The organism is Mycolicibacterium chlorophenolicum, from assembly GCF_001044235.1.
In the GTDB taxonomy this organism is placed as follows: domain Bacteria; phylum Actinomycetota; class Actinomycetes; order Mycobacteriales; family Mycobacteriaceae; genus Mycobacterium; species Mycobacterium chlorophenolicum.
Genome location: NZ_JYNL01000001.1, coordinates 68,445 through 85,255, shown reverse-complemented (window position 1 = coordinate 85,255; position 16,811 = coordinate 68,445). Strand labels below are relative to the sequence as shown.

The window sequence follows — 16,811 nt, the reverse complement described above, 5'->3', positions numbered from 1 at the left end:
ACGACCTCCTTGTGATGCGGCTCACAATACGCCGGGACGGATCGCCGCAGACCGAAACCGGTGGCCACCTATAGTCCGGTGCGATGACCGACACGCCCTGGGAGCCGCCGCTGGCGGGTTCGGAACTCGAGCACCTCGTCGGCGCGCTCGAGCGGCTGCGCACCACGTTCCGCTGGAAGGCCGACGATCTCGACACCGCGGGACTTCAGGCACGCGTCGGCGCCTCGACGCTGACGCTCGGCGGTCTGCTCAAGCACCTGGCGTTCGCCGAGGACATGCTGTTCACGGACAAGCTGACCGGAGAACCGATCGGCGACCCGTGGCAGTCGGAGTGGGCCGGCCTCGACGAGGTGCCGGAGGACTGGGAGTTCACCTCCGCGGCGGGCGACCCGCCGGACCGTCTGTACGCGTACTGGGACGGGGCGGTACAGCGGTCCCGACGCCGGCTGCAGAACGCGCTGACCCGGGGCGGGCTCGACCAGCTGGTGGACATCAGCGGACCCGACGGCCGGCACGCGAGCCTGCGACGCCTGCTCTGCGATCTGATCGAGGAGTACGGCAGGCACACCGGGCACGCCGACCTTCTGCGTGAAGCCGTGGACGGGCGCACCGGCGAAGATCCGCCGCCGGGATGGACGCCCGTCTCCGGCACCGTTTAGGCCGCACCGGATCACCGGTCGCGGTATACCTGGCCCATGATCGAAGTGACGCTGCTCGGCACGGGCAGCCCCATTCCGGATCCGCGGCGCGCCGGACCGTCGACGCTGGTACGCGCCGGCGGGCAGACCTTCCTGGTGGACTGCGGCCGCGGCGTGCTGCAGCGCGCCGCCGCGGTCGGCGTCAGCGCCAACAACCTGACCGCGCTGCTGCTGACGCATCTGCACAGCGACCACATCACCGACCTGGGCGACGTGCTGATCACCCGATGGGTCGGCAACTTCGCCCCCGACCTGACCCCGCTGCCGATCATCGGGCCGCCCGGTACCGCGGAGGTGGTCGAGAACACGCTCAAGGCACTGCAGTTCGACATCGGGTACCGCATCGCTCACCACGCCGACCTGACGACGCCCCCACCGGTCGAGGTGGAAGAGGTCACCGAAGGGGTGGTGTGGGGCCGTGACGGCGTCCGCATCCTGGTCGCGCCGACCGACCATCGGCCCGTCGCACCCACCATCGGTTTCCGCGTCGAACACAACGGGGCGTCGGTGGTGCTGGCCGGGGACACCGTCCCGTGCCCGACGCTGGACGAACTGGCCGCAGGCGCAGGGGCGTTGGTGCACACGGTGATCCGTAAGGACCTCATCGACCCGATGCCGATGCAGCGCATCCGCGACATCTGCGACTACCACTCGTCGGTGCAGCAGGCCGCCGAGACCGCGACGCGGGCCGGGGTCGGCATCCTGATCCTGACCCACTACGTGCCGGCGCTGGTGCCCGGGCAGGAGGAGGACTGGCGCGCGCTGGCGGCGACGGCGTTCGACCGTCAGATCGAGCTCGGCGACGACCTGCACCGGGTCGAGGTGCACCCGGGGGTGTGCGTCAAGCCAGCCGGGTGATCTCGACGACGACGTCGAGGTCGGTGGACCCCTCCCCGGAGTAGATGCCCTTGAGCGGCGTGACGTCGGAGTAGTCCCGTCCCACCCCGACGCTGATGTACTGCTCGTTGATCTCCGCGTCGTTGGTGGGGTCGTAATGCCACCACTCGCCCGTCCACGCCTGGATCCACGCGTGGCTCTGCCCGTCGATGGTGTCCCCGATCTTCGCGTTGCGCTTCGGATGCAGGTAACCCGACACATATCGGGACGGAATCCCCATGCCGCGCAACAACATCAGCGTCAGATGCGCGAAGTCCTGGCACACCCCCTTGCCTTCCCGCAGCGCGTCCACCCCGGAGGTGTGCACTCCGGTGGTGCCGGGGACGTACTGCAACTCCCCCTGCACCCAGCGTGCCGCCTCGATCACGGCCTCGGCCGGATCGTGGTACTTCGCGATGCGACGGCCGACCCGCTCGATGCGCTTGCTCGACGGGACGTAGTGGGTGGGCGCGAGCACCTCGTCATACCGGTCGATGACCGCCTCGCCGGCCAGGTCGGCCCACGACACCTTGTCCTTGGGCGCCTCGGGGCGGTCGGTCTCCACCACCGAGGACGACGTCACCTCCAGCTCGGTGTGCGGGGCGTGCAGGTCGAACGCGGTGACCGCGGTTCCCCAGTAGTCGACATAGCGGTAGGACCGGGTGGCCGGCACCGTCTCGACACGGTTGAGGATGACGTTCTGGCGCGAGTCCGAGCGCGGGGTCAACCGGGCCTCGTTGAACGACGCGGTGACCGGCGATTTGTAGGCGTATCCCGTCGCGTGCACCACGCGCATCCGCCACATCTAGATCTCCCCTTCTTCGATCACCAGAGCATTGCGTCCCGCATCGGTCCACGCGACCCACGGAGCGGAGTGGAAGTACTGCAGTGCCAACGACTCTCCCACATCGAAGACCGTCGTCTGCAGCGACGCGAGCCGCTGCTCCAGCGACTCGAGCAGCACCCCCGGCCGGAGGAACTCCAGCTCGCTGCGGGCCCGGCCGAGCAGGCGCTGCGCTTCCGCGGTGGCCCCGAGGCGGCCGTGCGGACGGTTCATCAGCTCGTCGAGGCTGTGCTCGGCGAGCTTGAGCGAGTAGAAGATGGACCGCGGGAAAAGCCGGTCCAGCAACATGAATTCGACCACCCGGCCGGCATCGAGCACACCGCGGTAGGTCCGCAGATAGGTGTCGTGGGCGCCGGCCGACCGCAGCAGCGTCACCCACGCCGGCGACGACGCACTGTCCCCGACGCGGGACAGCAGCAGGCGCACGGTCATGTCCACCCGCTCCAGCGCGCGGCCCAGCACCATGAAGCGATAGCCGTCGTCACGCGACAACGTGGAGTCCGCCAGCCCGGCGAACATCGCCGCGCGCCCCTCCACGTAGGACAGGAACTCGTGCGGACCCAGGCGTTTGGCGGCCCGCTCCCGCTCGGGCAGGGCGTTGTAGGTGGTGTTGAGACACTCCCAGATCTCGGTGGAGGTGACTTCGCGTGCGCCGCGGGCGTTTTCGCGGGCCGCGGAGATGGCCTCGACGATCGAGCACGCACCGTAGGTCTCGCGGCTGAACGCCACGATGTCGGTCAGCGACCACACGTCGAGGTACTCGTCGGGCGGCTCGATCCCGAGCACCCGCAGCAGCGTGCGCGACGCCTGGTCGGGGTCGACGCTCGAGTCCTCGAGCAACTGGTGCACCGTGACGTCGAGGATCCGGGCCGTATCGTCGGCACGTTCGACGTAGCGCCCGATCCAGTAGAGCGATTCCGCGTTTCTCGCCAGCATCGTCGAAGCCCCCTACTGCTGCTGCTGTTGCTGTTGCTGATCCAGGGTGGCTGCCTCGGCCTTGCCACTGCGGCTGCCGTTCTTGCTCGCGGCGGCCTTCGGCAGCGAGCGCACCACCTCCGCCGCGCCGAGCTCGCGGTCGGCCACCGACGTGCGCGAGGCGAGCACCCACGTGTCCTTCGATCCGCCGCCCTGGCTGGAGTTGACCACCAGCGAGCCTTCCGGCAGCGCCACCCGGCTGAGTCCGCCGGGCAACACCCAGACGTCGTCGCCGTCGTTGACCGCGAACGGACGCAGGTCGACGTGCCGGGGCGCCAGTTCGTCGCCGATCTGGGTCGGCACCGTCGAGAGCTGGACGACCGGCTGGGCGATCCAGCCGCGCGGATCGGCGTTGATCTTCTTGGTGATCGTCGCCAGCTCCTTGGCCGATGCGTCGGGGCCGAACACGATGCCGTAGCCGCCGGACCCCTCCACGGGCTTGATGACCAGTTCGTCGACCCGGTCGAGCACCTCCTCGCGTTCCTCGTCGAGCCAGCACCGGTAGGTGTCGACGTTGGCCAGCAGCGGCTTCTCGCCGAGGTAGTACTCGATGATCGTCGGCACGTAGGTGTAGACGAGTTTGTCGTCGCCGACCCCGTTGCCGACGGCGCTGGAGATCACCACGTTGCCGGCGCGGGCGGCGTTGAGGATGCCGGCTACTCCGAGCACCGAGTCCGGCTTGAACTGCATCGGATCCAGGTAGTCGTCGTCGATGCGCCGGTAGATGACGTCGACCTGACGCTCCCCCTCGGTGGTGCGCATGTAGACGGTGTTGTCGCGGCAGAACAGGTCGCGGCCCTCGACGAGTTCCACACCCATCTGCCGGGCCAGCAGCGAGTGCTCGAAGTAGGCCGAGTTGTAGACGCCCGGGGTGAGCACCACCACGGTCGGATCGGCGACGTTGTTGGCGGCGGCGTTGCGCAGTGCCCGCACCAGGTGCGACGCGTAATCCCCGACCGCGCGCACCCGGTGGGTGGCGAACAGGTTCGGGAAGACCCGCGCCATGGTGCGGCGGTTCTCCATCACGTAGGAGACCCCCGACGGCGACCGCAAATTGTCCTCGAGCACCCGGAAGCTGCCCTGCGCATCGCGGATCAGGTCGATGCCGGCGACGTGGATGCGGACCCCGTTGGGCGGGACGATGCCGACGGCCTCCCGGTGGAAGTGCTCGCAGGAGGTGACCAGGCGACGCGGGATGACTCCGTCGCGCAGGATCTCCTGCTCGCCGTAGATGTCGTCGAGGTACATCTCCAGCGCCTGCACACGCTGCCGGATCCCGCGCTCCAGCCGCGTCCACTCGGCGGCCGAGATGACCCGCGGCACGAGGTCCAGGGGGAACGGCCGTTCCTGACCGGACAGCGAGAACGTGATGCCCTGGTCGGTGAACGCACGGCCCAGAGCGTCGGCGCGGGCCTCGAGGTCGGCCACATCGGCGGGGGCCAGCTCGGCGTGGATGCCCTTGTACGGGCCGCGGACGTTGCCGTGCGCATCGAACATCTCATCGAAAGCCTGGGCGTACGTGCCGAGCTTGTTGTAGCCCCCGAAGATCCCCTCGTGGCGCCGGCCCGCCTTGGCGGTGCTGCGTGTGGTTCGTGCGGTTTCTGTCGGCAAAGGTCTCGTGCTCCTCCCGTACGCGTGCGTGCGCTCTGTGAACTCAGGCGCACGCATGCCATGCTGCAGCATTCCTGTCGTTTCGGCAGGCCAGTGGGCTCCGCTTTGGTCGATTTACCCGCTCGCTGCTAACCTGAACAGTCGCTGCCCCCGATAGGGCGCCCACAGACTCATCCCATTCAGCCGAGATCGTCGAAGGAATACACGCGTGGCCAACATCAAGTCGCAGGAGAAGCGGAACCGCACCAACGAGCGCCGCAGACTGCGCAACAAGTCCGTGAAGTCGTCGCTTCACACGGCGGTCCGTGGTTTCCGTGCGGCCGTCGACTCCGGCGACAAGGACAAGGCCGGCGAGCTGCTGGTCGCCACCAGCCGCAAGCTGGACAAGGCCGCCAGCAAGGGTGTCATCCACAAGAATCAGGCCGCCAACCGCAAGTCGGCGCTGGCCCGGGCGTTCAACAAGATCTGACCGCCCTTCAGTCGCCGACCAGCGACGCCACCTTGCGCACCGCGCTTTCCAACGCGTAGTCGGCATCGGCCGCCGCGCCCTTGACGTCGGCGTTGAGCGCCGCGACCAGGCGCAGCGCCTCGGCCACCGAATCACGCGACCACCGCCGCGCCTGTTTCTGCGCCTTCTGGACGCGCCACGGCGGCATCCCGAGCTCTCCGGCCAGCCGGTAGGGGTCGCCCGTCAACGGCGCGACCCGCGCGATCGTGTGCACGGCCTCGGCCAGCGCGTCGGCCAGCACCACGTGCGGTTCGCCGGCCATCATCGCCCACCGCAACGCCTCGGCGGCCCCTGCCACGTCGCCGACGACCGCCTTGTCCGCGATGTCGAAGCCCTTCACCTCCGCCTTGCCGGAGTGATACCTGCGCACCGCGGCGGCGTCGACCGCGCCGCCGGTGTCGGCGACCAGCTGAGAGCACGCTGACGCCAGCTCGCGCAGATCCGAGCCGATCGCGTCGATGACCGCCGTGACGGTGTCGTCGTCGGCCTTGATCTTCAGCGCCCGGAACTCCTTGCGCACGAAGTCGGCACGCTCGCCCGCCTTGGTGATGCGGGCACATGGGTGGACCTCGGCGCCGAGCTTCTTGAGCCGGTCGGCCAGCGCCTTGGCGCGGCCGCCGCCGGAGTGCACCACAGCCAGCAGCGTTCCCTCGGGAAGGTCGGCCGCCGCGTTCTCGATGACGGCCACGGCCTCCTTACCGGCCTCCGCGGCTGACTCGAGCACCACCACGCGTTCGTCGGCGAACAGCGAGGGACTGAGCAACTCGGCGAGCTCGCTGACGCTCACCTCCCCGGCGCGCAGGCGGTCGACGGGGACGTCGGCGGTACCCGCCGAGGCGCGCGCCTGGCGCAGGATGGCCGCGACAGCGCGTTCGACGAGCAGCTCCTCGTCACCGAGGATGAGGTGCAGACCGGTGCTCACCGGACGATGGTGTCACGCCCGCCCGACAGCGCCCAACGCCACATGCCCAGTGCCACACCAGGGCCACGAGCACCGCCACGGCCGCGACGATCCCGACGCCCGCCAGACCCGACGGAACCGGAACCGACGCCGCGGGCATCGCGGCGGCCCAGCCCGAGACCGCGGTCAGCCACCACACTTCCGGGCCGGTGAAGCGGATGAGCAGCTGCGCACCTGCGGGCCACAGCGGACCCAGCGCCGCGGCGGCCGTGCCCACCACCGTGATCGGCGGGATCACCGGCGCGACGAGGAGGTTGGCCGCCACCGAGACCAGGCTCACCGAGCCCGACAGACCGGCCACCAGCGGGGCGGTGACCAGCTGCGCGGCCAGCGCGACGCTGACCGCGTCGGCCAGCGGGCGCGGCCAGCCCCGACCGGTCAGCCGCCGCGACCACACCGGCGCGACGAGAACCAGCCCGGCGGTGGCCGACACCGAGAGCGCGAACCCGACGTCGACGGCGAGTTCGGGGGCACCGATCATCAGCACGACCACCGCTGCCGCCAGCGCCGGAAGCGCCTGCCTGCGCCGGTGGGTCAGGACGGCGAGCAGGGTGATCGCGCCCATCACCGCGGCGCGCAGCACGCTGGCCGACGGCTGCACGACGACGACGAAACCCGCCAGCGTCAGCGCGGCGACCACGACCGCGGCGCGCGGCCCGATCAGCGCGGCGGTGAGCAGCACCGCCCCGCACACGATCGTCACGTTGGCCCCCGACACCGCGGTCAGGTGCGTCAGCCCGGCGACCCGGAACTCCCGGGTGACCTCCGGCGGCACCGCCGACGTGTCACCCAGCACCAGCGCGGGCAGCAGCGCGGCCTGCCCGGCGGGCAGCACCAGGCGCACCGCGTCCGCGAATTCCGACCGCACGTGATGTGCGGCGCGGTGGATCAGCGCCGCCTCCCCGAGGTGCGGCCGGCCCGTCGCGGACAGCACTGCCACGCTCAGGTCCCGCCGGGTGGGCGGACGGACATGCGCCCGGAACCCCGCGGGCCGGCCGGCCTGCAGTCCCGCAAAGTCGGCACCGGAGGCGAACACCAGCACCGAGCCCGACGACGGCCGGCCATCGAGGCGCGCCAGCGTCGCACGGAACATCACCCGCCCGCCGGCGAGCACTCGCGGTGTCTCATCGGGCGTCACGACGACCGCGGTCGCCGACCCGGCGTAGCTCGACACCGGATGGTCACGGACCTGGTCGACCCGCAGGCAGACCGCCACCCCGAAGCCGCCTCCGACCAGCGCGACCGCTGTCACGGCACCGAGCAGCGCCCGGCGGTCCGTCCCCCCGGCGCGTCGGCTGCCCGCCCACCACCCCGTCGCGACGGTCACGGCGATCGCGCCGGCCAGCGCGGCCAGCACGCCCACGACCGCCCACAGGATCCCCGCCGCGGTCACCGCCCACGCCGTCACCGCCGCGGGCACCAACCGCAGGTCGGTCATCCCGCGGTCACGAGGGTGCGCAGCTTGTCCAGGCGTGCCGGACCGATTCCGTCCACATCGCCGAGTTGGTCGACACCGGTGAAGCGTCCGTTGGCGTCGCGCCACGCCACGATCGCGGCGGCCGTCACCGGCCCGATGCCCGGCAGCGTGTCGAGCTGCTCGACGGTCGCGGTGTTCAGATCGATGACACCGGTTGCGCCCGAGGCTGTTTCGTCCGTCGGTGGGCCGGGTGCGGGCGCCGAGCCGGACACCACCGAACTGCCCATCTGCGTCGGCCGGCCCGGCTCCGCCCCGATGCCCACCACGATCTGCTCACCGTCGGCGACCCGGCGGGCCATGTTCAGGCCCACGACATCCGCGCCGTCCACCGCCCCACCCGCGGCTTCGAGGGCATCGGCGATCCTGGCGCCCGGTTCGAGGGTGACCAGACCGGGGCGGTGCACCAGCCCGACCACGCTGACGATCACGGGTCCCGCGGCCTGCGGCGCGCCCGACGGCGCAGGTACAGCCGACGACACCATCTCCACCGGCGGGAGCTTTGCCGAGACGACCGCCGGTGGCCGGTCCCGGACCAGGCTCACCACGGTCACCAGCACGGCGATGAGCCCGACGACGCCCAGCGCGAGGACACCCGCCCTGCCGGGATCGCCCCGGATCCGGGACAACCAGGCCGCGGAGCGCCCCGGCCCGGGCTCGGGAAGCCAGCGCGACAGCGACGTCTCGGTGGCCTCGTCGTCCTCGGCGCCGGCGGCCTGACCCTCGCGGCCCGCGTCGGTCCCGAGGCGGCGCCGGAGCAGTTCGGCGGGCGGTTCGCTCGACATATCGCGACGGTAAGCACCCGGGCCGACGCGCCGGCGCACACAGCGGCTGCGCCGACGCGGTCTGTGGATGAACTCGGCTCTGGGGACAGCGGGATAGCATGACCGCATATGAACGGTCGAGCCCCGATGATCGCCGGTGCAGCGTTCGCGGTGCTGTACGCCACGGCCGTGGTCTTCCTGCACGCCCTGCCGGGCTCCGATCCCGCCGTGACGCGCGTCCAGGCGCTGCTGCTGACCTTCGCCACGCTGGCGCTCGTCGTCGTCCTCGCGGTCGCCCGCGACCGGCTCACCGGACCACCCGCGCACCTCTTCACGATCGGCTCCGCGCTGCTGGTCGCCCAGCTCTGCGTCGCGATCTGGTTCGCCGGCGGCCCGTCGCTGCGTCCCGGTCAGGCCACCGCCGGGACCGCCCGCGCCATCGAGGACGTCGGCGCCATGTGGCTGCCGGTCGCCACCATCGCCAACATCGCCGTGGCCGCACCGATCCTGTTGAGCGCCAACGAGGGGCGGCTGCCGCGGTGGCTCGGGATCATCGCCGCGGTGTTCACCGTCGAGCAGCTCATCGAGACGATCACCCTGATCGGACCGCCCGGCAGCTTCATCTCCCCCGGCGGGCCGATGAACCACTACCTCGGCGGCACGCTGACGGTGGCGTTCGTCCTCGCCCTGGGCATCGCCCTGGCGACGCCGCCCGGAGAGCCCACCGACGACGCAGCGACCGACACCGTCGCCGAGAGCACCGAAGAACCCGTAGGAGACTGATGGCGCTCCCCCGCCTGGTACCCCGATCCGGCACCGACCCGTCGGGCCACGACGAGCTGCGGGCCGAGGTTCGCCGGTTCCTCGCCGAGCAACGCGCCGCGGGTGCCTTCACCCCGTCGGTCGACGCGTGGCTGTCCGGCTGGGACGAAGCGTTCACCGCGGCACTGGCCGAGCGCGGATGGCTGGGCATGACGGTGCCCGTCGAGTACGGCGGGCACGGCCGCTCCTTCCTCGAACGGTTCGTCGTCACCGAGGAACTGCTCGCCGCAGGCGCCCCCGTGGCGGCGCACTGGATCGCCGACCGGCAGATCGTGCCGTCGCTGCTCAAGTACGGCACCGAGGCGCAGCGGCGGCATTTCCTGCCGAGAATCGTTGCCGGGGAATGCTTTTTCGGCATCGGCATGAGCGAGCCGGACTCCGGTTCCGATCTGGCGAGTGTGCGTACCCGCGCCGTGCAGGTCGACGGCGGATGGCGGCTCACCGGGGCGAAGGTCTGGACCTCGGGTGCCCACCTGGCGCACGCGTTCATCGCGCTGGTCCGCACTGCGCCGGTCGACCCGGCGCACCGGCATGCCGGTCTGAGCCAGTTCATCGTCGATCTGCGCGGCCCGGGCGTCGAGATCCGGCCGATCCGGTCGATGAACGGGGCGCACCACTTCAACGAAGTGATCCTCGACGACGTCTTCGTGCCCGACGACATGGTGTTCGGTGAGATCGGCGACGGCTGGCGGCAGTGCACCTCGGAGTTGGCCTTCGAGCGCAGCGGCCCGGAGCGGGTGCTGTCGACCTTCATGCTGTTGCAGGCCGCCTCCGACGCGATGGCTGCCGGACGGCTGCCGCGGGACGCAAATCTGGGCCGGTTGGTGGGCAGGGTCGCCGGGCTGCACCAGATGTCGTCGGCGGTGGCCGATGCGCTGCAGCGTCACGAACCCGCGGAGGTTCCCGCCGCCGTCGTCAAGGTGCTGGGCACCACCACCGAGGGCGACATCGCCGAATTCGCGCATCTGGCAACCGATCACACGACCGACTTCGCGGAGCTGGCCGCGGCCGCGGTGGACCAGCGACCCGGCTTCACGATCCGCGGCGGCACCAACGAGGTGCTGCGCGGCGTGATCGCCCGCGGGCTGGGGATGCGATGAGCGCCCCGCACATCGAGCCCGCGCTCGTCGAGATGATGGACGCGGTGTTCGCCGAGCACGGCCGCGACGCCGACCTGTGGAGCCGGCTCGACGACCTGGGTCTGGTCCGGCTCACCGGCACCGAGGACAGCGGCGGAAGCGGCGCGGGGTGGCTGGAGGCCGCCGAACTCGTCTCCGCCGCGGCACGCCACGGCGCCCGGATCCCGCTGGCCGAACACGATCTGCTGGCCTGCTGGCTGCTGGACAGCGCCGGGATACCGGTCGACGGCGCGCGGCGCACCGTGTGCCTGCTCGACGCGCAGGGCCGGGCCACCGGCGTGCCGTGGGCGTCGAGCGCAGACCGGGTGGTCACGGTGTGGCAGCGCGGCGAGGACCACGTCGTCGCCGACGTCGACCCCGCGGAACTGTCGATTACCACCGGCGCCAACATGATCGGCGAGCCGCGCGACACCGTCACCGCCGACCTCGCCACCCTGTCCGGCGCCACCGTCACGGCCGGGCACGTCGCGACGCTGCGACTCAAGGCGGCGCTGATTCGGGCGCTGCAGATCTGCGCGGCGCTGGACCGGGCGCTGGAGCTGTCGATCGAGCACGCGACGACGCGGGAGCAGTTCGGGCGTGCGCTGTCGAAGTTCCAGGCCGTGCAGCATCTGGTCTCCGACATCGCGTGCGAGGCCGCGCTCGCGCGCTCGGCCACCGAGGCGGCGCTGTCGGCCGCCGTCGGCTCCGACTGGTCGGCGCCGAACCTGGAATTCCTTGTCGCATCGGCCCGGTCGTGCGCCGGCCACGCGACGTCGGTGGTGGTGCGCAACGCCCATCAGGTGCACGGCGCCATCGGCACCACCAGCGAGCACCGACTGCACGCCTTCACCCGGGCGGCGTTGGCCTGGCGTTCGGAGTTCGGCTCGATGCGGCACTGGGACGACGTGCTCACCGACATGACGCTGCACGCCGGCCCGGACGGGCTCTGGGCGCTGATCGCGCCCTGACCCTCAACGCACGATCACCGAACTGGGTTCGCGCGGCGCGCCGAGCATCTCCCGGTGCGACGGCGGGATGCGACCGTCGGCATCGGTGAGTCCGTAGGTGCGGGCCAGTTCGGCGCCGATCACGGTGCGCCCGCTCAGTTCGTCGAGACCGGGATCGGCGAACAGTGCATCGATGAGATAGCCGGTGAACTCCGGGGTTTCGGCCTGCCCGGCGAAGTCTGCGAGGGCATCGGGCTTTCCGTCGAAGGCGCGGCGCAGCCGCTCGGTGAGCAGGATGCCCATCCAGATCGACACCGTCGCGACCCCGGTGCCGCGAAAGTCGACCGCCATGTCCGCGGCCATCTTGTCCACGCCGGCCTTCTGGGCGCCGTAGGCCGGCCCGTGCATGTAGCACACCGACCCCGGTGAGGAGGTGAACGCGATCAGCGCCCGCTCCCGCGCCGTCAGCAGCGGGGCGGCGTACCACGACGCGATATAGGAGGACCGCAACCCGACGTCGAGCACGTCGGCCAGGCCACGCGGCTTCCGCCAGAACGGTTCCGGCCCCACCAGGTCATCGGAGATCACCGCGGCATTGTTGACCAGCAGGTCCAGCCGGCCGGCCTCGTCCCCGACCCGCTCGAACAGCGCCCCGACGGCGTCGTCGTCGTGATGATCCACCCGCACCCCGACGCCCCAGCCCGGGTCCTCGTCGATGCTGCGGCCGGTGCCGTACACCCGCCATCCGCGGGCGGCCAGGGCGGTGGCGATGCCGCGGCCCGCGCCGCGACTGGCACCGGTCACGACAGCCACGAGTGTCGAGTCAGTCATCTGGCCACCTTAGAGGCGGTAGGTTGACGCCATGCCGACCCAGCAACCTCTGCGCGTCATCCAGTGGACCACCGGCAACATCGGCCGCCGCTCGCTGCACGCGATCATCGGCCGCGACGACATGGAGCTCGTCGGGGTCTATGCGCACGGCGCGGACAAGGTCGGAGTCGACGCGGCCGAACTCGCCGGCTGGCCGGAACCGACCGGGGTGCGCGCGACGAACGACATCGAGGAGCTCGTCGCGCTGAAGCCCGACGCGTGCTGCTACAACCCGCTGTGGCCGAGCATCGACGAGCTGGTCCGCCTGCTGGAGTCCGGCGTCAACGTGTGTTCGTCGGCCGCGTGGATCACCGGCGGCAAGCAGTCACCCGAGGATCTGCACCGCATCCGAACCGCTTGCGAGCGAGGTGATTCGACGATCTTCGGCAGCGGCGCGCATCCGGGCATGTCGAACCTGGTGGGCATGGTCCTCAGCGGCGCCTGCGAGCGCGTCGACGAGATCCGCATCACCGAGTCGGTGGACTGCTCGACCTACGAGTCGGCCGGGACCCAGACCGCGATGGGTTTCTCCCAGGACCCCGACACCCCGGGCCTGGCCGAGAGCGTGCGCCGCGAGAGCGAGGTGTTCGCCGAATCGGCCGCCATGATGGCCGACGCCATCGGCGCGACGCTGGACCGGATGACCTTCGACGTGACGTTCACCGCCGCGACCGGGGACAGCGACCTCGGTTTCATGACGATCCCCGAGGGCACCGTCGCCGGGGTGATGGGCTATCACCGCGGCTGGGTCGGCGAACGCAACGTGGTCAGCGTCGGGTTCAACTGGATCATGGGTGAGCACGTGAGCCCGCCCAAGCCGCTCGAGCACGGCCACGTCGTGCAGGTGTTCGGGATACCCAACATGCGCACGGTCGTGCACTGCCTGCCGCCCAGGGACTGGACCGAGCCGGGGTTCATGGGGTTGGGCATGATCTACACCGCGATGCCGGTGACCAACGCGGTGCCCGCCGTCGTCGCCGCGCCGCCGGGCATCGTCACGCTGGCCGACCTGCCGCCGATCACCGGCCGCGCGGCGGTCTGACCTCAGCGCGCGGCGACCTGCACGGCCACCCCGACCGCTCCGGAACCCACGTGGACCGACAGCACCGGACCCATGTCGGCGACGGTCAGCGAGGTCAACTGCGGAAGCCGTTGTGTCAGTGCGGCTCCCAGCTCGTCGGCGGCGTCGTGGTTGTCGACGTGGTGCACCACCAGGTCGGCAGGCGCCTCACCCACGACATCGACCACCCGGTCCACCAGCGCGGCGTGTGCCTTGCTCACGGTGCGGATGCGCTGATCGAGCACCAACCGGCCGTCGACATCCAGGCGCAGCAGCGGTTTGAGCGACAGTGCGGTGCCCAGCCACGACGATGCGGTGCCGATACGCCCGCTGCGGCGCAGATTGTCCAGCCGGTGCACGACGAGGAACACGTGCGAGCGCGCCCGGGCGGCGCGGGCGGCCGCCTCCACGGCGTCGACGTCCCCGCCCGCGGCCGCGCAGCGGGCCGCCTCGCCGGCGATGAACCCGACGCCCATCGCCGCCGAGCGCGAGTTCACCACGCGCACCGACGATCCGAACTCTCGCGCGGCCGTGACCGCCGCACTGTAGGTGCTCGACAGCGCGGCCGACAGATGCACCGCGACCACGCCGTCGCCGCCGCTGTCGGCCAGCGCCTGCCGGTACGTCTCCTCCAGGTCGACCGGGCTGGCCCCCGCCGTGGTCACCTTGGCTCGGTCCTGGATGTCGTAGGGGATCTCGTCGACGCCGTCGCGCAGATCGTCGCCGTCGACGAGGACGTGCAACGGCACCTCGCGGATGTTCCAGCGCTTCTCGTCATCGGTGCCCAGCCGCGACGACGAGTCGCTGACCACCACCACCGGCACGTCAGCTCCGCGAATCCGACACGGACACACCGGCTTCGGCGAGAGCCTTGATCATCAGCCCGGCGACCGCCTCGTGGGCCTCGAAGTTCCAGTGGATGCCGTCGGGGTTCCCGCGCCCGCTCAGCACGTGTTCGGCGACCGCGGCCTTGAGGTCCACGAGCGGCACGTCGTGCTCGCCGGCCCAGCGGGTGAGGGCCGCGACGGTGCCGGCCCTGCCGTGGTGGGCCTTGCCGTAGGTCGCGGCGATGTGCACCGAGGGCAAAGACGCCACGACGGGAATCCCGGGCCGGTTGAAATCGATGGCCGCCCTGGTCATCTCGAGGTACTCGACCGTCAGATGCGGGGGTAGCGCGGCGCGGGCGATCGGCGAGAGCCGGGGTTGCGCCCAGGCGTAGCCGTCGCGCACCCAGCGCCGCACCCACGGCGGCCGCACGTACCGGATCAGTTCCCTCAGCGCCGTCGGCAGTGGCGAGGGCAGCGAGTCCATCCCCGAAGTCGCGAAGATCACCGCTCCGGCGCGTGGCAGCGCCGCCCACGACCGCGGGTCCTGCGTGGCCGCCCACCACACGTCGCGGCTGGTCCAGCCGATCCGGCCGATCAGCTCGACGTCCCAATCCAGGTGTTCGGCAACGATGTTCGGCCAGATACGCGGATCGTCGGCGGGCAGCCCACCGGTCGGACCGTAGTAGGACAGCGAATCGCAGAAGATCAGCAGGGTTCTGCGGCCGGAGTCCGCCTCAGAGGACATCGTTGGCGACCTGCGCCGAGGCGTTCCACACGTCGAGGCGCCAGCGGATGTCGTCGAACTGGCCGGCCACCCCGCCGGCACGGGTGTGCCCGGCCAGCTGCACCCAGCTCGCGTTGCCCATGCCGCCCAGCACGGGCCAGTTGTCGACCGGCAGGTGCAGCAGCGCCGCGGTCAGCGCCGCGATGAGGCCGCCGTGCGCCACCAGCACGACCGGTCGATCCGGATCCTCGACGCCCCACTCCGGTTGACCGGCGACGAGTTCGCGCACCAGCGGCAGGCTGCGGTCGGCGACGTCGACCCGGCTCTCGCCGCCGTGCGGGGCCCAGCGCGCGTCCTCCCGCCAGGCCAACCGGGCGCCGGGGGCGACGTCGTCGACCTCCAGGTGCGTCATCCCCTGCCAGTCCCCGAGATGTGTCTCACGCAGCCGGGCGTCGATGTTCACCGGTTGACCACAGCGGTCACCGAGGGCGACCGCGGTGTCCAGCGCACGCCGCAGATCCGACGAGATGATCAGCAGCGGTTGCCGTTTGGCGAGTACCTCGGCGGCGGCCACGGCCTGCTCACGACCCAGATCGGAGAGCTCGGTGTCCAGCTGACCCTGCATCCGGCTGCCGGCGTTGAACTCGGTCTGGCCGTGCCGCAGCATCACCAGCCTGCGGATCGTCACAGGCCGTCCTCGGCCGCGCCGTCCAGATCGACGGGCACCAGCGGGCAGTCGCGCCACAACCGGTCCAGGGCGTAGAAATTGCGCTCGTCCTGATGCTGGATGTGCACCACCACGTCGACGTAGTCCAGGAGGGTCCACCGGCCTTCGCGGGTGCCCTCACGCCGCGCCGGCTTGTACCCGGCCCGGCGCATCTTCTCTTCGACCTCGTCGACGATCGCGTTGACCTGGCGTTCGTTGGACGCCGAGGCGATGACGAAGCAGTCGGTGATGACGAGCTGGTCGGACACGTCGATGACGACGACGTCGTCGGCCAGCTTGGCCGCGGCCGCGCGCGCGGCGACCTCGGCCATACGGATGGCTTCTGCTGTGGCGGTCAGGGGCGGTCTCCTTCGGTGGGGCGGTGATAGAGGTTTCTCTTCGAGACGTACTGCACGACGCCGTCGGGCACCAGATACCAGATCGGGCGCGACGACTCGGCGCGCTCGCGGCAGTCGGTGGACGAGATGGCCAGCGCGGGCACTTCCACCAGGTGCAGCGCGTCGGCGGGCAGCTCGGCCATGGCGGCGGAGATGTGCTTGCCGTCGAGCTCGTAGCCGGGCCTGCTGACCCCGACGAAGCGCGCGATGGAGAACATCTCCTCCCAGTTCTGCCACGACAGGATCGACGCCAGCGCGTCCGCGCCGGTGATGAAGTACAGATCGGCATCGGGATTGAGCGTCCGCAGGTCCCGCAGCGTGTCCTTGGTGTAGGTGGCCCCGCCGCGGTCGATGTCGACGCGGCTGACCGAGAAGCGGGGATTGGAGGCGGTGGCGATGACGGTCATCAGGTAGCGGTCCTCGGCGGCCGTCACCGGCCGGCTGCGCTTCTGCCACGGCTGCCCGGTCGGGACGAACACCACCTCGTCGAGGTCGAACAGGTCCGCCACCTCGCTGGCCGCGACCAGGTGCCCGTTGTGGATGGGGTCGAAGGTCCCGCCCATCACCCCGAGACGCCGTCGCGACTGCACGAATAGCGAGCTTACGGGACCGAAAACGAGCCCGC

General features: G+C 71.0%; 19 protein-coding genes. 7 read left to right on the top strand and 12 right to left on the bottom strand.

What is annotated here, in order from left to right:
• Positions 1-83: 83 nt before the first annotated feature.
• Both MCHLDSM_RS00385 and MCHLDSM_RS00380 read left to right on the top strand, forming a co-directional pair.
• Positions 84-659, top strand: coding sequence for a mycothiol transferase (locus MCHLDSM_RS00385; RefSeq protein ID WP_048468342.1), 576 nt, complete (start codon positions 84-86; stop codon positions 657-659).
• Between the two features lie 36 nt (positions 660-695).
• Entirely contained in the window at positions 696-1,556 is an 861-nt protein-coding gene (locus MCHLDSM_RS00380; RefSeq protein WP_048468341.1) for a ribonuclease Z, read from the top strand.
• On the opposite strand, the gene MCHLDSM_RS00375 is transcribed toward MCHLDSM_RS00380, so the two are convergent.
• The 3 genes from MCHLDSM_RS00375 to MCHLDSM_RS00365 are packed head-to-tail and all read right to left on the bottom strand — an operon-like array spanning position 1,540 to position 5,061.
• Positions 1,540-2,379 (bottom strand): transglutaminase family protein, encoded by an 840-nt coding sequence (locus tag MCHLDSM_RS00375; RefSeq protein ID WP_048421485.1) that lies wholly within the window; start codon positions 2,377-2,379, stop codon positions 1,540-1,542. The two genes, MCHLDSM_RS00380 and MCHLDSM_RS00375, sit on opposite strands and share 17 nt — an antisense overlap.
• On the bottom strand, positions 2,380-3,354 hold the full coding sequence (locus MCHLDSM_RS00370) for an alpha-E domain-containing protein (protein ID WP_048468340.1): 975 nt from the start codon (positions 3,352-3,354) through the stop codon (positions 2,380-2,382).
• 12 nt (positions 3,355-3,366) lie between these two features.
• Positions 3,367-5,061 carry a circularly permuted type 2 ATP-grasp protein gene (locus MCHLDSM_RS00365; protein WP_234713797.1) on the bottom strand — a complete coding sequence of 565 codons (1,695 nt, stop codon included), beginning with the start codon at positions 5,059-5,061 and terminating at the stop codon, positions 3,367-3,369.
• 151 nt (positions 5,062-5,212) lie between these two features.
• On the opposite strand from MCHLDSM_RS00365, the gene rpsT reads away from it, so the two are divergent.
• Entirely contained in the window at positions 5,213-5,473 is a 261-nt protein-coding gene (rpsT, locus tag MCHLDSM_RS00360) for a 30S ribosomal protein S20 (protein ID WP_048421483.1), read from the top strand.
• Between the two features lie 7 nt (positions 5,474-5,480).
• Here rpsT and holA read toward each other — a convergent pair whose 3' ends face one another.
• The 3 genes from holA to MCHLDSM_RS00345 are packed head-to-tail and all read right to left on the bottom strand — an operon-like array spanning position 5,481 to position 8,732.
• Positions 5,481-6,434, bottom strand: coding sequence for a DNA polymerase III subunit delta (gene holA / locus MCHLDSM_RS00355; RefSeq protein WP_048468338.1), 954 nt, complete (start codon positions 6,432-6,434; stop codon positions 5,481-5,483).
• Complete coding sequence (locus tag MCHLDSM_RS00350) at positions 6,403-7,911, bottom strand: ComEC/Rec2 family competence protein (protein ID WP_174545841.1); 1,509 nt, start codon at positions 7,909-7,911, stop codon at positions 6,403-6,405. The genes holA and MCHLDSM_RS00350 overlap by 32 nt, the downstream gene beginning before the upstream one ends.
• The gene (locus MCHLDSM_RS00345; protein ID WP_048468337.1) at positions 7,908-8,732 is read right to left on the bottom strand and encodes a ComEA family DNA-binding protein; all 825 of its coding nucleotides are present in this window, start codon (positions 8,730-8,732) and stop codon (positions 7,908-7,910) included. Before MCHLDSM_RS00345 ends, MCHLDSM_RS00350 begins: the two co-directional genes overlap by 4 nt.
• A 108-nt stretch (positions 8,733-8,840) precedes the next feature.
• Between MCHLDSM_RS00345 and MCHLDSM_RS00340 the strand changes: the two genes are divergently transcribed.
• Genes MCHLDSM_RS00340 through MCHLDSM_RS00330 form a run of 3 tightly spaced genes read left to right on the top strand, consistent with a single transcriptional unit; the run spans position 8,841 to position 11,622 of the window.
• A complete protein-coding gene (locus tag MCHLDSM_RS00340; RefSeq protein WP_053082788.1) occupies positions 8,841-9,494 on the top strand; it encodes a hypothetical protein in 654 nt (217 codons plus the stop codon).
• A complete protein-coding gene (locus MCHLDSM_RS00335; protein ID WP_048468335.1) occupies positions 9,494-10,633 on the top strand; it encodes an acyl-CoA dehydrogenase family protein in 1,140 nt (379 codons plus the stop codon). The genes MCHLDSM_RS00340 and MCHLDSM_RS00335 overlap by 1 nt, the downstream gene beginning before the upstream one ends.
• Positions 10,630-11,622: an acyl-CoA dehydrogenase family protein gene (locus MCHLDSM_RS00330; RefSeq protein ID WP_048468334.1), complete on the top strand. Its 993-nt coding sequence runs from the start codon at positions 10,630-10,632 to the stop codon at positions 11,620-11,622. Before MCHLDSM_RS00335 ends, MCHLDSM_RS00330 begins: the two co-directional genes overlap by 4 nt.
• Positions 11,623-11,625: 3 nt before the next feature.
• On the opposite strand, the gene MCHLDSM_RS00325 is transcribed toward MCHLDSM_RS00330, so the two are convergent.
• Positions 11,626-12,432 carry an SDR family NAD(P)-dependent oxidoreductase gene (locus MCHLDSM_RS00325; RefSeq protein WP_048468333.1) on the bottom strand — a complete coding sequence of 269 codons (807 nt, stop codon included), beginning with the start codon at positions 12,430-12,432 and terminating at the stop codon, positions 11,626-11,628.
• A 31-nt stretch (positions 12,433-12,463) separates the two neighbouring features.
• Here MCHLDSM_RS00325 and MCHLDSM_RS00320 point away from each other — a divergent pair, with 31 nt between their 5' ends.
• On the top strand, positions 12,464-13,513 hold the full coding sequence (locus tag MCHLDSM_RS00320; RefSeq protein ID WP_048468332.1) for an NAD(P)H-dependent amine dehydrogenase family protein: 1,050 nt from the start codon (positions 12,464-12,466) through the stop codon (positions 13,511-13,513).
• A gap of 2 nt (positions 13,514-13,515) precedes the next feature.
• Here MCHLDSM_RS00320 and MCHLDSM_RS00315 read toward each other — a convergent pair whose 3' ends face one another.
• The 5 genes from MCHLDSM_RS00315 to nadD are packed head-to-tail and all read right to left on the bottom strand — an operon-like array spanning position 13,516 to position 16,776.
• Positions 13,516-14,355 carry a DegV family protein gene (locus MCHLDSM_RS00315; protein ID WP_048468331.1) on the bottom strand — a complete coding sequence of 280 codons (840 nt, stop codon included), beginning with the start codon at positions 14,353-14,355 and terminating at the stop codon, positions 13,516-13,518.
• A 1-nt stretch (position 14,356) separates the two neighbouring features.
• A complete protein-coding gene (gene octT, locus MCHLDSM_RS00310) occupies positions 14,357-15,103 on the bottom strand; it encodes a diglucosylglycerate octanoyltransferase (RefSeq protein WP_048468330.1) in 747 nt (248 codons plus the stop codon).
• Complete coding sequence (gene gpgP, locus MCHLDSM_RS00305) at positions 15,093-15,770, bottom strand: glucosyl-3-phosphoglycerate phosphatase (RefSeq protein WP_048468329.1); 678 nt, start codon at positions 15,768-15,770, stop codon at positions 15,093-15,095. The genes octT and gpgP overlap by 11 nt, the downstream gene beginning before the upstream one ends.
• Entirely contained in the window at positions 15,767-16,147 is a 381-nt protein-coding gene (gene rsfS / locus MCHLDSM_RS00300) for a ribosome silencing factor (protein WP_048468451.1), read from the bottom strand. Before rsfS ends, gpgP begins: the two co-directional genes overlap by 4 nt.
• Positions 16,144-16,776: a nicotinate-nucleotide adenylyltransferase gene (nadD, locus tag MCHLDSM_RS00295; protein ID WP_082168607.1), complete on the bottom strand. Its 633-nt coding sequence runs from the start codon at positions 16,774-16,776 to the stop codon at positions 16,144-16,146. The genes rsfS and nadD overlap by 4 nt, the downstream gene beginning before the upstream one ends.
• Positions 16,777-16,811 lie beyond the last annotated feature (35 nt).